At 58.3% G+C, this 12,606-nt stretch carries 25 protein-coding genes; all 25 read left to right on the top strand.

The features are described from left to right. Window position 1: 1 nt before the first annotated feature. The 25 genes from rplB to rplQ all read left to right on the top strand — a co-directional run bounded on the left by rplB (window position 2) and on the right by rplQ (window position 12,586). Complete coding sequence (gene rplB, locus F3J20_RS21810; RefSeq protein ID WP_167045424.1) at window positions 2–829, top strand: 50S ribosomal protein L2; 828 nt, start codon at window positions 2–4, stop codon at window positions 827–829. A 10-nt stretch (window positions 830–839) separates the two neighbouring features. Then, window positions 840–1,115, top strand: coding sequence for a 30S ribosomal protein S19 (gene rpsS / locus F3J20_RS21805; protein ID WP_006998484.1), 276 nt, complete (start codon window positions 840–842; stop codon window positions 1,113–1,115). A 12-nt stretch (window positions 1,116–1,127) separates the two neighbouring features. Next, on the top strand, window positions 1,128–1,457 hold the full coding sequence (gene rplV / locus F3J20_RS21800; protein WP_007730533.1) for a 50S ribosomal protein L22: 330 nt from the start codon (window positions 1,128–1,130) through the stop codon (window positions 1,455–1,457). 11 nt (window positions 1,458–1,468) lie between these two features. Further along, the gene (gene rpsC / locus F3J20_RS21795; RefSeq protein ID WP_167284480.1) at window positions 1,469–2,272 is read left to right on the top strand and encodes a 30S ribosomal protein S3; all 804 of its coding nucleotides are present in this window, start codon (window positions 1,469–1,471) and stop codon (window positions 2,270–2,272) included. A 2-nt stretch (window positions 2,273–2,274) separates the two neighbouring features. Then, entirely contained in the window at window positions 2,275–2,691 is a 417-nt protein-coding gene (gene rplP / locus F3J20_RS21790; RefSeq protein ID WP_008923342.1) for a 50S ribosomal protein L16, read from the top strand. 10 nt (window positions 2,692–2,701) lie between these two features. Continuing rightward, complete coding sequence (rpmC, locus tag F3J20_RS21785) at window positions 2,702–2,896, top strand: 50S ribosomal protein L29 (protein ID WP_007180130.1); 195 nt, start codon at window positions 2,702–2,704, stop codon at window positions 2,894–2,896. Further along, complete coding sequence (gene rpsQ / locus F3J20_RS21780; protein WP_007180129.1) at window positions 2,893–3,165, top strand: 30S ribosomal protein S17; 273 nt, start codon at window positions 2,893–2,895, stop codon at window positions 3,163–3,165. Before rpmC ends, rpsQ begins: the two co-directional genes overlap by 4 nt. 290 nt (window positions 3,166–3,455) lie before the next feature. After that, window positions 3,456–3,824: a 50S ribosomal protein L14 gene (gene rplN, locus F3J20_RS21775; protein WP_006998478.1), complete on the top strand. Its 369-nt coding sequence runs from the start codon at window positions 3,456–3,458 to the stop codon at window positions 3,822–3,824. Window positions 3,825–3,833: 9 nt separating this feature from the next. Then, window positions 3,834–4,142, top strand: coding sequence for a 50S ribosomal protein L24 (gene rplX, locus F3J20_RS21770; protein WP_008923340.1), 309 nt, complete (start codon window positions 3,834–3,836; stop codon window positions 4,140–4,142). A 16-nt stretch (window positions 4,143–4,158) separates the two neighbouring features. Continuing rightward, window positions 4,159–4,698: a 50S ribosomal protein L5 gene (gene rplE / locus F3J20_RS21765; protein ID WP_085489231.1), complete on the top strand. Its 540-nt coding sequence runs from the start codon at window positions 4,159–4,161 to the stop codon at window positions 4,696–4,698. Window positions 4,699–4,705: 7 nt separating this feature from the next. Continuing rightward, complete coding sequence (gene rpsN, locus F3J20_RS21760) at window positions 4,706–5,011, top strand: 30S ribosomal protein S14 (RefSeq protein ID WP_013340737.1); 306 nt, start codon at window positions 4,706–4,708, stop codon at window positions 5,009–5,011. Window positions 5,012–5,025: 14 nt separating this feature from the next. Beyond that, window positions 5,026–5,421 carry a 30S ribosomal protein S8 gene (gene rpsH / locus F3J20_RS21755; protein ID WP_006052216.1) on the top strand — a complete coding sequence of 132 codons (396 nt, stop codon included), beginning with the start codon at window positions 5,026–5,028 and terminating at the stop codon, window positions 5,419–5,421. Window positions 5,422–5,439: 18 nt separating this feature from the next. Then, window positions 5,440–5,970 carry a 50S ribosomal protein L6 gene (gene rplF, locus F3J20_RS21750; protein ID WP_167045430.1) on the top strand — a complete coding sequence of 177 codons (531 nt, stop codon included), beginning with the start codon at window positions 5,440–5,442 and terminating at the stop codon, window positions 5,968–5,970. A 12-nt stretch (window positions 5,971–5,982) separates the two neighbouring features. Beyond that, window positions 5,983–6,348 carry a 50S ribosomal protein L18 gene (rplR, locus tag F3J20_RS21745; protein WP_008923336.1) on the top strand — a complete coding sequence of 122 codons (366 nt, stop codon included), beginning with the start codon at window positions 5,983–5,985 and terminating at the stop codon, window positions 6,346–6,348. 14 nt (window positions 6,349–6,362) lie between these two features. Then, the gene (gene rpsE, locus F3J20_RS21740) at window positions 6,363–6,881 is read left to right on the top strand and encodes a 30S ribosomal protein S5 (RefSeq protein WP_167045433.1); all 519 of its coding nucleotides are present in this window, start codon (window positions 6,363–6,365) and stop codon (window positions 6,879–6,881) included. 11 nt (window positions 6,882–6,892) lie between these two features. Next, on the top strand, window positions 6,893–7,075 hold the full coding sequence (gene rpmD, locus F3J20_RS21735) for a 50S ribosomal protein L30 (RefSeq protein WP_008923335.1): 183 nt from the start codon (window positions 6,893–6,895) through the stop codon (window positions 7,073–7,075). A gap of 29 nt (window positions 7,076–7,104) precedes the next feature. Beyond that, window positions 7,105–7,539 (top strand): 50S ribosomal protein L15, encoded by a 435-nt coding sequence (gene rplO, locus F3J20_RS21730; RefSeq protein WP_008923334.1) that lies wholly within the window; start codon window positions 7,105–7,107, stop codon window positions 7,537–7,539. A gap of 46 nt (window positions 7,540–7,585) precedes the next feature. Continuing rightward, window positions 7,586–8,932, top strand: a complete 1,347-nt coding sequence (gene secY / locus F3J20_RS21725) for a preprotein translocase subunit SecY (RefSeq protein WP_008923333.1) — start codon at window positions 7,586–7,588, stop codon at window positions 8,930–8,932. An 8-nt stretch (window positions 8,933–8,940) separates the two neighbouring features. Continuing rightward, a complete protein-coding gene (infA, locus tag F3J20_RS21720) occupies window positions 8,941–9,159 on the top strand; it encodes a translation initiation factor IF-1 (protein ID WP_004521905.1) in 219 nt (72 codons plus the stop codon). Window positions 9,160–9,179: 20 nt separating this feature from the next. Then, window positions 9,180–9,296: a 50S ribosomal protein L36 gene (gene rpmJ, locus F3J20_RS21715; RefSeq protein WP_004199844.1), complete on the top strand. Its 117-nt coding sequence runs from the start codon at window positions 9,180–9,182 to the stop codon at window positions 9,294–9,296. A 41-nt stretch (window positions 9,297–9,337) separates the two neighbouring features. Continuing rightward, window positions 9,338–9,703: a 30S ribosomal protein S13 gene (rpsM, locus tag F3J20_RS21710; protein WP_006052223.1), complete on the top strand. Its 366-nt coding sequence runs from the start codon at window positions 9,338–9,340 to the stop codon at window positions 9,701–9,703. A gap of 28 nt (window positions 9,704–9,731) precedes the next feature. After that, a complete protein-coding gene (gene rpsK, locus F3J20_RS21705) occupies window positions 9,732–10,136 on the top strand; it encodes a 30S ribosomal protein S11 (RefSeq protein WP_006052224.1) in 405 nt (134 codons plus the stop codon). 148 nt (window positions 10,137–10,284) lie between these two features. After that, window positions 10,285–10,908 (top strand): 30S ribosomal protein S4, encoded by a 624-nt coding sequence (rpsD, locus tag F3J20_RS21700; protein ID WP_167045447.1) that lies wholly within the window; start codon window positions 10,285–10,287, stop codon window positions 10,906–10,908. A gap of 124 nt (window positions 10,909–11,032) precedes the next feature. Continuing rightward, on the top strand, window positions 11,033–12,010 hold the full coding sequence (rpoA, locus tag F3J20_RS21695; protein WP_007730697.1) for a DNA-directed RNA polymerase subunit alpha: 978 nt from the start codon (window positions 11,033–11,035) through the stop codon (window positions 12,008–12,010). Window positions 12,011–12,193: 183 nt separating this feature from the next. Continuing rightward, a complete protein-coding gene (rplQ, locus tag F3J20_RS21690) occupies window positions 12,194–12,586 on the top strand; it encodes a 50S ribosomal protein L17 (protein ID WP_013589828.1) in 393 nt (130 codons plus the stop codon). Window positions 12,587–12,606: the final 20 nt, after the last annotated feature.

Raw genomic sequence — 12,606 nt, 5'->3', positions numbered from 1 at the left:
CATGGCAATCGTGAAAGTTAAGCCGACTTCGCCGGGTCGCCGCGCGATGGTCAAGGTGGTCAACAAGGAACTGCACAAGGGCAAGCCGTTCGCTGCGCTGCTCGACACGCAATCCTCGACCGCCGGCCGTAACAACAACGGCCACATCACCACGCGTCACAAGGGTGGTGGTCACAAGCATCACTATCGCGTCATCGACTTCCGTCGTACGAAGGATGGCATTCCGGCCAAGGTCGAGCGTCTCGAGTACGACCCGAACCGTAGCGCGAACATCGCGCTGGTTCTGTACGCAGACGGCGAGCGCCGCTACATCATCGCGCCGAAGGGTGTCACCGTCGGTCAGCAACTGATGTCGGGTTCGGAAGCGCCGATCCGCGCAGGTAACACGCTGCCGATCCGCAACATTCCGGTCGGTACGACGATTCACTGCATCGAAATGCTGCCGGGCAAGGGCGCGCAGATGGCGCGTTCGGCTGGTACGTCGGCAATGCTGCTGGCTCGCGAAGGCGTCTACGCGCAGGTTCGTCTGCGTTCGGGCGAAATCCGCCGCGTGCACGTTGAATGCCGCGCGACGATCGGTGAAGTGGGCAACGAAGAGCATAGCCTCCGTCAAATCGGTAAGGCTGGCGCAAACCGCTGGCGCGGTATCCGTCCGACGGTGCGCGGCGTTGCAATGAACCCGGTCGACCACCCGCATGGTGGTGGCGAAGGCAAGACTGCGGCTGGTCGCGATCCGGTGAGCCCGTGGGGTACGCCGGCGAAGGGCTATCGCACCCGCAGCAACAAGCGCACGACGAGCATGATCGTCCAGCGCCGTCACAAGCGTTAAGGAGTAGGCAATGGCACGTTCTATTAAGAAAGGTCCGTTCTGCGACGCCCATTTGCTGAAGAAGGTTGAGGCGGCTGCAGCATCGCGTGACAAGAAACCGATCAAGACCTGGTCGCGTCGCTCGACGATCCTGCCGGACTTCATCGGTCTGACGATCGCCGTGCACAACGGCCGTCAACACGTTCCGGTGTATGTCACGGAAAACATGGTCGGCCACAAGCTTGGCGAGTTCGCACTGACCCGTACGTTCAAGGGTCACGCGGCCGACAAGAAGGCCAAGAAATAAGGGGCAATCAAGATGGAAGTGAAAGCAATTCATCGCGGTGCCCGCATCTCGGCGCAGAAAACGCGCCTTGTGGCTGACCAGATCCGCGGTTTGCCGGTCGACAAGGCGCTGAACGTTCTGACGTTCTCGCCGAAGAAGGCTGCGGGAATCGTGAAAAAGGTCGTGCTGTCGGCGATCGCGAATGCGGAGCACAACGAAGGTGCCGATATCGACGAGCTCAAGATCACGAGCATCTACGTCGACAAGGCAGCATCGCTGAAGCGTTTCACCGCACGCGCCAAGGGCCGCGGTAACCGCATCGAGAAGCAATCCTGTCACATCACTGTGACGGTCGGGAATTAAGGGGTCATACGATGGGACAGAAAATTCATCCGACTGGCTTCCGTTTGGCCGTCAGCCGCAATTGGGCTTCGCGTTGGTACGCGAACAACAACAATTTCGCGGCGATGTTGCAGGAAGACATCGGTGTTCGTGAATACCTGAAGAAGAAGCTGAAGAACGCGTCCGTCGGCCGCGTGGTGATCGAGCGTCCTGCAAAGAACGCACGTATCACGATTTTCAGCTCGCGTCCGGGTGTCGTGATCGGCAAGAAGGGCGAGGATATCGAACTGCTGAAGTCCGAGTTGCAAAAGCGCATGGGCGTTCCGGTTCACGTCAACATCGAAGAAATCCGCAAGCCGGAAACCGACGCGCAACTGATCGCTGATTCGATCACGCAACAGCTTGAGCGCCGGATTATGTTCCGCCGCGCGATGAAGCGTGCGATGCAGAACGCGATGCGTCTGGGTGCTCAAGGCATCAAGATCATGAGCGCTGGCCGTCTGAACGGTATCGAAATCGCCCGTACGGAATGGTATCGCGAAGGTCGCGTGCCGCTTCATACGCTGCGTGCTGATATCGACTACGCAACGTCGGAAGCAAAGACGACGTACGGCATCATCGGCGTGAAGGTGTGGGTCTACAAGGGCGACACGCTCGGCCGCAACGACGCACCGGTGGTCGAAGAAGTCGCCGAAGAAAAGCGTCCGCGCCGCAACGCACGTCCGGGTGGCGATCGCCGTCCGCGTCGTGATGGTGAAGGTGGTGGCCCGGCAGGTGCACGCCGTGGCGCTCCCCGTCGTGCTGGCGGTGCCGGCGACGGGAAGACTGGAGAATAACGATGCTGCAACCGAAACGCAGAAAGTATCGCAAAGAGCAGAAAGGTCGTAACACCGGCGTTGCTACCCGCGGCAACGCGGTGTCGTTCGGTGAATTCGGCCTGAAGGCTGTCGGTCGTGGCCGTCTGACCGCGCGCCAGATCGAAGCGGCGCGTCGTGCAATGACGCGTCACATCAAGCGCGGTGGCCGCATCTGGATCCGCATTTTCCCGGACAAGCCGATCTCGACCAAGCCGGCTGAAGTGCGTATGGGTAACGGTAAGGGTAACCCGGAGTACTACGTCGCTGAGATTCAACCGGGCAAGATGCTGTACGAAATGGACGGCGTAACCGAAGAACTGGCGCGCGAAGCGTTCCGTCTGGCTGCAGCGAAGCTGCCGCTGAAGACGACGTTTATCGTGCGTCAGCTCGGCGCCTAAGGAGCAAATGATGAAGGCTTCCGAACTTCACCAGAAAGATCAGGCCGCGCTCAACAAGGAGCTGTCGGACCTGCTGAAGGCGCAATTCGGCCTGCGCATGCAACTCGCGACCCAGCAGCTCACGAACACGAGCCAGCTGAAGAAGGTCCGTCGCGACATCGCACGTGTGCGGACCGTCCTGACTGAGAAGGCGAACCAGAAATGAACGATAGCGTAAAAACCTCGCTCAAGCGGACGCTGGTCGGCAAGGTCGTCAGCAACAAGATGGACAAGACGGTTACCGTGCTGGTCGAACACCGCGTGAAGCACCCGATCTACGGCAAGTACGTCGTGCGTTCGAAGAAGTACCACGCGCATGACGATGCGAACACGTACAACGAGGGCGACCTCGTTGAAATCCAGGAAACTCGTCCGATTTCGAAGACGAAGGCTTGGGTTGTGGCTCGCCTGGTCGAGGCTGCTCGCGTCATCTAATGTCGCAAAGCTGTAGAAGTAGTTGAAATCGCAGTAAGTTTCGCTTGCAAGACCGGGATTATTTGATATAATCTCGGTCTTCCCTCTTTGTGGGAGCCCCGTCGCGGGCGAAGTTGGTGGGGGAAGCGGTTCGGGCGCCAGCCTGTATCGAAGGATTCACCGGATTGCGATGGCGGGTTTCGTTTGCCGTCGCTGCTGTTCTAACCCAAGCAGCCGATTGGCTGACGGGACCAAGACTGACCGGGAAGCACCATGGTGGTGTAACCGGATTAAGTTGGGAAAGATAAACCATGATCCAGACCGAAACTCGGCTTGAAGTAGCCGACAACACGGGTGCACGTGAAGTCATGTGCATCAAGGTGCTCGGCGGCTCGAAGCGTCGTTATGCCAGTATTGGCGACATCATCAAGGTGACTGTCAAAGAGGCAACGCCGCGCGGGCGCGTGAAGAAAGGCGAAATTTACAACGCCGTGGTGGTTCGCACCGCCAAGGGCGTGCGCCGTCAGGACGGCTCGCTGATCAAGTTCGACGGCAATGCCGCAGTGCTGCTGAATACCAAGCTCGAACCTATTGGCACCCGTATTTTTGGGCCTGTCACGCGCGAGTTGCGCAGCGAACGATTCATGAAGATCGTTTCGCTGGCGCCTGAAGTGCTGTAAGGAGTCGCGATGAACAAGATTCGCAAGGGTGACGAAGTTATCGTCATTACCGGCAAAGATAAAGGCAAGCGTGGCGTTGTGCTGGCCGTTCACGGCGAAACCGTGACTGTCGAGGGCATCAACCTCGTCAAGAAGCACGTCAAGCCGAACCCGATGAAGGGTACGACGGGCGGCGTGGAAGCCAAGACGATGCCGCTGCAAATTTCGAACGTCGCATTGGTCGACGCGAATGGCAAGCCATCGCGTGTAGGCATCAAGGTCGAAGGAGACAAGAAAGTCCGTTTCCTGAAGACGACCGGTGCCGTGCTGAGCGCCTGACGCTGCGGAGTAAAAAATGGCTCGTTTGCAAGAGTTTTACAAAGAGAAGGTTGTACCCGGCCTCATCGAGAAGTTCGGTTACAAGTCCGTGATGGAAGTGCCGCGCATCACCAAGATCACCCTGAACATGGGCCTTGGCGAAGCGATCGCTGACAAGAAGATCATCGAAAACGCCGTTGGCGATCTGACGAAGATCGCTGGTCAGAAGCCTGTGATCACGAAGGCGCGTAAGGCAATCGCTGGCTTCAAGATCCGTCAGGGCTATCCGATCGGTGCAATGGTCACGCTGCGTGGCCAAGCAATGTACGAATTCCTCGACCGTTTCGTGACGGTTGCGCTCCCCCGTGTGCGCGACTTCCGCGGTGTGTCGGGCAAGGCGTTCGATGGTCGCGGCAACTACAACATCGGTGTGAAAGAGCAGATTATTTTCCCCGAAATCGACTACGACAAGATCGACGCACTGCGTGGGCTGAACATCAGCATCACGACGACTGCGAAGACTGACGATGAAGCAAAGGCTCTGCTCGCCAGCTTCAAGTTCCCGTTCAGAAACTGAGGTTACCGTGGCTAAACTGGCACTGATCGAACGTGAAAAGAAGCGTGCTCGTCTCGCTGCTAAGTACGCTCCCAAGCGTGCAGAGTTGAAGGCGATCATTAGCGATATGAGCAAGTCGGACGAAGAGCATTACGCAGCACGTCTGGAACTGCAGCAACTGCCGCGTAACTCCAATCCGACTCGTAAGCGCAACCGTTGCGCAATTACCGGTCGTCCGCGCGGCACGTTCCGTAAATTCGGGCTGGCGCGTAACAAGATTCGTGAAATCGCGTTCCGCGGCGAGATCCCTGGCCTGACCAAGGCGAGCTGGTAATAGGAGAAACATAAATGAGCATGAGTGATCCTATCGCCGATATGCTGACTCGCATCCGCAATGCGCAGATGGTCGAGAAGGTTTCGGTGACTATGCCCTCGTCGAAAGTCAAGGTTGCGATTGCGCAGGTCCTGAAGGACGAAGGTTATATCGACGATTTCGCAGTGAAGTCCGAAGGTGCGAAGTCAGAATTGAACATCGTGTTGAAGTATTACGCTGGCCGTCCGGTCATCGAGCGCATTGAACGCGTTTCGAAGCCGGGTCTGCGTGTGTACCGCGGCCGCAACGACATCCCCGTGGTCATGAATGGTCTCGGTGTCGCAATCGTGTCGACGCCGAAGGGCGTGATGACGGACCGCAAGGCACGTGCAACGGGCGTTGGCGGCGAAGTCATCTGCTACGTCGCTTAAGGCCGAAAGGAGAGAAACATGTCTCGAGTAGGTAAGAGCCCGATCGCGCTGCAAGGCGCGGAAGCGGCCCTGAGCGCCGACAGCATCACTGTCAAGGGTCCGCTGGGTACGATTTCGCAGGCTGCAAACAGCCTCGTGAAGGTGGTGAACGACAACGGCACGCTGAAGTTCGAGCCGGTCGACGAAAGCCGCGAAGCGAATGCGATGTCGGGCACGATGCGCGCACTGGTGGCGAACATGGTGCACGGCGTGACGAAGGGTTTCGAGCGCAAGCTGACGCTGGTTGGCGTTGGTTACCGCGCGCAGGCGCAAGGCGACAAGCTGAATCTGTCGCTGGGTTTCTCGCACCCGGTGGTGCACCAGATGCCGGCTGGCGTCAAGGCAGAAACCCCGTCGCAAACCGAAATCGTGATCAAGGGGATCAACAAGCAACAAGTCGGTCAAGTCGCGGCAGAAGTGCGCGGCTACCGTCCGCCGGAGCCCTACAAGGGCAAGGGCGTGCGTTACGCCGACGAGGTTGTGATCCTCAAAGAAACGAAGAAGAAGTAAGGGTGCGCAATCATGGATAAGACTCAATCTCGCCTGCGCCGCGCTCGTCAGACGCGTATCAAGATCGCTGAGCTGCAGGTCGCGCGTCTCGCCGTGCATCGCACGAACACGCACATCTACGCACAAGTGTTCTCGCCGTGCGGCACCAAGGTGCTCGCCAGCGCGTCGACGCTCGAAGCCGAAGTGCGTGCGCAACTGGCTGATCAATCGGGCAAGGGCGGCAACGTTGCTGCTGCGACCCTGATCGGCAAGCGCATTGCAGAAAAGGCTAAGGCTGCCGGCATCGAATCCGTCGCCTTCGACCGTTCGGGTTTCCGTTACCACGGCCGCGTGAAAGCGCTGGCTGATGCGGCGCGCGAAGCCGGACTCAAGTTCTAAGGGAAGAATTCGTCATGGCAAAGATGCAAGCTAAAGTTCAGGCTGACGAACGCGACGACGGCCTTCGTGAAAAGATGATCTCGGTCAACCGCGTGACCAAGGTCGTGAAGGGGGGCCGTATTCTCGGCTTCGCTGCACTGACCGTGGTTGGCGACGGTGATGGTCGCGTCGGTATGGGCAAGGGCAAGGCGAAGGAAGTGCCGGTTGCTGTCCAGAAGGCGATGGAGCAGGCCCGCCGCAACATGTTCAAGGTGCCGCTGAAGAACGGTACCCTGCAACACGAAGTGCACGGTAAGCACGGCGCATCGATGGTCCTCCTCGCTCCGGCGAAGGACGGTACCGGTGTGATCGCTGGCGGTCCGATGCGTGCAGTGTTCGACGTGATGGGCGTGCAGAACGTCGTGGCCAAGAGCCACGGTTCGACGAATCCGTACAACCTCGTTCGTGCGACGCTCGACGGCCTGCGCAAGCAGTCCACGCCGGCCGACATCGCTGCGAAGCGTGGCAAGTCCGTCGAAGAAATTCTGGGCTAAAGGTGGACACCATGTCTGATAAAACTGTCAAGGTCCAGCTCGTCAAGAGCCTGATCGGCACCCGCGAATCGCACCGTGCAACGGTGCGTGGTCTGGGCCTGCGCCGACTCAACTCGGTTAGCGAGTTGCAGGATACGCCGGCTGTGCGCGGCATGATCAACAAGGTTTCGTACCTCGTTAAGGTCATCAGCTAAGCGGCTGACCAGGACTCAAGGAGTTGATAATGGAATTGAATAACCTGAAGCCGGCTGAAGGCGCGAAGCATGCAAAGCGTCGCGTTGGCCGCGGCATCGGCTCCGGCCTCGGCAAGACCGCTGGCCGTGGTCACAAGGGTCAGAAGTCGCGTTCGGGCGGCTTTCACAAGGTTGGCTTCGAAGGCGGTCAAATGCCGCTGCAACGTCGCCTGCCGAAGCGTGGCTTCACCTCGCTGACGAAGGAATTCGTCGGTGAAGTGCGTCTCTCGGATATCGAGAAGCTGCCGGTCGACGAAATCGATCTGCTGGCTCTCAAGCAAGCCGGCTTGGTCGGCGAGCTGATCCGTAGCGCCAAGATCATTGCAACGGGCGAGCTCAAGCGCAAGGTCGTTGTGAAGGGTCTGGGTGCGACGAAGAGCGCACGCGCTGCTATCGAAGCAGCCGGTGGCTCGTTTGCCGAGTAACGCGCAAGTTATTTGCCGTCACTAGCATTTGCATCGGAGAAGGTACTTGGCTAACAGCCCGAGTCTCGCAAAACCCGGTCGCAGCGCGGCGAAGTTTGGCGATCTGCGTCGGCGAGCAGTGTTCCTGCTGCTGGCGCTGGTCGTCTATCGTATCGGCGCGCACATTCCGGTGCCGGGTATCGACCCGGACCAACTGGCGAAGCTGTTCCAAAGCCAGTCGGGCGGCATCCTTGGCATGTTCAACATGTTCTCGGGTGGCGCACTTTCGCGGTTCACGATTTTCGCGCTGGGGATCATGCCGTACATTTCGGCGTCGATCATCATGCAGTTGCTGGCGATTGTCTCGCCGCAGCTCGAGGCGTTGAAAAAGGAAGGGCAGGCAGGCCAACGGAAGATTACGCAGTACACGCGGGTCTTCACGGTTGTGCTGGCGACCTTTCAGGCGTTCGGCATTGCCGTCGCGCTGGAAAATCAGCCGGGCCTCGTGATCGATCCGGGGATGGTGTTCCGGTTGACGACGGTCGTAACGCTGGTGACCGGCACGATGTTCCTGATGTGGCTGGGTGAGCAGATCACGGAGCGCGGGCTTGGCAACGGTATCTCGATCATCATTTTCGGTGGTATTGCGGCCGGTTTCCCGAACGCAATCGGTGGTCTCTTTGAACTGGTGCGAACCGGCTCGATGAGCATCATCTCGGCGATTATCGTCGTCGCGCTGATTGCCGCTGTGACGTATCTGGTGGTGTTCATCGAACGCGGCCAGCGCAAGATTCTTGTGAATTACGCGAAACGCCAGGTGGGCAACAAGATTTACGGTGGCCAGTCTTCGCATTTGCCGCTGAAGCTGAACATGTCGGGTGTGATTCCGCCGATCTTCGCATCGTCGATCATTCTCTTCCCGGCAACCATCCTGAACTGGTTCAGTTCGGGTTCGCGCACCAGCTGGTTCGCAGACACGTTGCACAACGTGGCCGAGGCCTTGAAGCCTGGTCAACCCGTGTACGTGTTGCTGTACGCGTTGGCGATCGTCTTCTTCTGTTTCTTCTACACCGCACTGGTGTTCAACAGCAGAGAAACGGCCGACAACCTGAAAAAGAGTGGCGCTTTCGTCCCAGGCATCCGCCCGGGCGATCAGACAGCGCGATATATCGACCGCATCCTCACGCGTCTGACGCTGGCCGGTGCGATCTACATCGTGTTCGTTTGCCTGCTGCCCGAATTTCTGGTGCTGCGCTGGAACGTGCCGTTTTATTTTGGTGGAACGTCGCTGCTGATCATTGTCGTCGTCACAATGGATTTCATGGCGCAGGTGCAGTCGTACGTTATGTCGCAACAGTATGAATCGCTGCTGAAGAAAGCTAATTTCAAAGGCGGCGGCGTCCCGATGCGTTGAAAGGACTTATGGCCAAAGACGATGTTATCCAGATGCAGGGCGAAGTAATCGAGAACCTGCCTAACGCTACCTTCAGGGTGAAGCTGGAAAACGGCCATGTCGTATTGGGACACATATCCGGCAAGATGCGGATGCATTACATCCGAATTCTGCCGGGCGACAAGGTGACGGTTGAATTGACGCCTTACGATCTGTCGCGTGCGCGGATCGTGTTCCGGGCGAAGTGATTTGAAAAAAGGGTAATATCATGAAAGTGATGGCATCGGTTAAGCGCATTTGCCGCAATTGCAAGATCATCAAGCGCAAAGGCGTTGTGCGCGTGATTTGCAGCTCTGATCCGCGCCACAAACAGCGTCAAGGCTGAACGCCGCGCTTTTGCTTGCGCTTTTTGTTTGAGGAAAAACAATGGCTCGTATCGCAGGGGTTAACATCCCGAATCACCAGCATACCGAAATCGGCCTGACGGCTATTTACGGTATCGGCCGCACGCGCTCGCGCGACATTTGCGTCGCTGCTGGTGTGGCATTTTCGAAGAAGGTCAAAGACCTGAACGACGCAGACCTCGAAAAGCTGCGTGAAGAAGTCGGCAAGTTCATCGTCGAAGGTGATCTGCGTCGTGAAACGACGATGAACATCAAGCGCTTGATGGATCTCGGCTGCTATCGTGGCGTGCGGCATCGTAAGGGTCTTCCCCTGCGCGGCCAGCGTACGCGTACGAATGCCCGTACGCGTAAGGGTCCGCGTCGTGCAGCGCAGTCGCTGAAGAAGTAAGCGGAACTGACAGTTACAGGAAAACGTAATGGCTAAGGCTTCGAACAACTCCGCGGCGCAACGCGTTCGCAAGAAGGTCAAGAAGAACGTCGCCGAGGGCGTGGTTCACGTTCACGCGTCGTTCAACAACACCATCATCACGATCACCGACCGTCAAGGCAACGCGCTTGCTTGGGCAACGTCGGGTGGTCAGGGCTTCAAGGGTTCGCGTAAGTCGACCCCGTTTGCAGCTCAGGTTGCAGCTGAATCGGCTGGCCGCGTGGCGATGGAATACGGCGTGAAGAACCTCGAAGTGCGGATCAAGGGCCCTGGTCCTGGCCGTGAATCGGCGGTGCGCGCGCTGCATGGTCTTGGTATCAAGATCACCGCGATCTCCGACGTGACGCCGGTCCCGCACAACGGCTGCCGTCCGCCGAAGCGTCGTCGTATCTAAGACGCTGGTTTTTGCGAGCGCCTGTTGCCGCTTTGCGCGGCGGCGGGCTGTGCGCGTTACTGAATTGACTAAGCCCACCGTTCGACCCAAAGGGTTCGGACTAGCGTGAGTGGATACACTCGCGTGATTATTCACAGAAGGAATCAACGTGGCACGTTATATCGGCCCTAAGGCCAAGCTGTCTCGCCGTGAAGGCACCGACCTCTTCCTGAAGAGCGCCCGCCGCTCGCTCGCCGACAAGTGCAAGCTTGACAGCAAGCCTGGTCAGCACGGCCGCACCTCGGGCGCACGTACGTCCGACTACGGCACGCAGCTTCGCGAAAAGCAAAAAGTGAAGCGCATTTACGGTGTGCTCGAGCGCCAGTTCCGCCGCTACTTCGCTGAAGCAGATCGCCTGAAGGGCAACACGGGTGAAAACCTGCTGCAACTGCTCGAGTCGCGTCTGGACAACGTCGTGTATCGCATGGGTTTCGGCTCGACGCGCGCTGAAGCACGTCAGCTCGTGGGCCACAAGGCGATCACAGTGAACGGCGTCGTGACGAACATCCCGTCGATGCAAGTGAAGGCTGGCGACATCGTCGCCGTGCGCGAACAGAAGCGCAAGCAGGCTCGTATCATCGAAGCCCTGTCGCTCGCTGAGCAAGGCGGTATGCCGAGCTGGGTCGCGGTCGACGCGAAGAAGTTCGAAGGTACCTTCAAGCAGAAGCCGGAACGCAGCGACATCGCTGGCGACATCAACGAAAGCCTGATCGTCGAATTGTATTCGCGGTAATCGGATTGACTGCCGGGGCGGCCCGATTGCGTTGTGCAAGGGGCCGTCTCGGCTGTTTATTTTCAGGTTGTTACCGGTCAGCCTTATCGGTGTAACGAGCCGAGGGTATTGAAAAGGAAAACCTATGCAAACCAGTTTGTTGAAGCCCAAGATCATCGCAGTTGAATCGCTTGGCGAGAGCCACGCGAAAGTGGTCATGGAACCGTTTGAACGCGGTTATGGCCACACCTTGGGTAACGCGCTTCGGCGCGTACTGTTGTCGTCGATGGTGGGCTACGCGCCGACCGAAGTGACGATCGCAGGCGTCGTGCATGAGTATTCGACGCTCGACGGTGTGCAAGAGGATGTGGTCAACCTGTTGTTGAACCTGAAGGGTGTCGTCTTCAAGCTGCATAACCGTGACGAAGTGACGGTTACGCTGCGCAAGGAAGGCGAAGGCGTGGTCACTGCCGGTGATATCGAACTCGCACACGATTGCGAAGTCATCAACCCGGATCACGTGATTGCGCACCTGTCGAAGGGCGGCAAGCTCGACGTGCAGATCAAGGTCGAAAAGGGCCGCGGCTATGTGCCGGGCAACGTGCGTCGTTACGGCGAAGAGTCGGCCAAGATCATCGGCCGTATCGTGCTGGACGCGTCGTTCTCGCCGGTTCGCCGCGTGAGCTACGCGGTCGAAAGCGCTCGCGTCGAGCAGCGTACCGACCTCGACAAGCTCGTGATGAACATCGAAACCAACGGTGTGATTTCGCCGGAAGAAGCGATCCGTCAATCGGCTCGCATTCTGGTCGATCAACTGTCGGTGTTCGCGGCTCTGGAAGGTACGGAAGCTGCGGCTGAAGCGCCGTCGCGCGCACCGCAGATCGATCCGATCCTGCTGCGTCCGGTCGATGACCTCGAACTGACAGTTCGTTCCGCGAACTGCCTGAAGGCCGAGAACATCTACTATATCGGCGACCTGATCCAGCGCACGGAAAACGAGCTGCTCAAGACGCCGAACCTTGGCCGCAAGTCGCTGAACGAAATCAAGGAAGTTCTGGCGTCGCGTGGTCTGACGCTCGGTATGAAGCTCGAAAACTGGCCGCCGGCTGGTCTCGACAAGTAATTTCGGGTGTAGCCCGCGAGTCGTTCCGCTGTACTGTACTGGCAAAGACGCGGATTTTCCTTTAAAATCCGCGTCTTGTCTTTTTTCACTACCGGCCCGTGCACTCTCACCGCCTGCATGTCGATGCAGCGAAACGAGCGCGATAGAAGAGCTGGACCAAAACTTTGAACTGAAGGAATTAACATGCGTCACCGTCATGGTCTGCGGAAACTGAACCGCACGAGCAGCCACCGTCTGGCAATGCTCCGTAACATGTCCAACTCGCTGATCGAGCACGAAGTCATCAAGACCACGCTGCCGAAAGCAAAAGAACTCCGTAAAGTCGTCGAGCCGCTGATCACGCTCGGCAAGAAGCCGTCGCTGGCAAACCGTCGTCTCGCGTTCAACCGCCTGCGCGATCGTGACTCGGTCACGAAGCTGTTCGACGTGCTCGGTCCGCGCTACGCAAATCGTCCGGGCGGCTACCTGCGCGTCCTGAAGTTCGGCTTCCGCGTTGGCGATAACGCACCGATGGCACTGGTCGAACTGCTCGACCGTCCGGAAGTTGAAGAAGTTGAAGTGCAAGAAGCTGAATAAGCTTTTTTAGCTTCGAGAAA

The organism is Paraburkholderia sp. Cy-641 (assembly GCF_011752945.1).
Lineage (GTDB): Bacteria > Pseudomonadota > Gammaproteobacteria > Burkholderiales > Burkholderiaceae > Paraburkholderia.
This window is presented reverse-complemented; position numbering and strand designations above follow the sequence as displayed.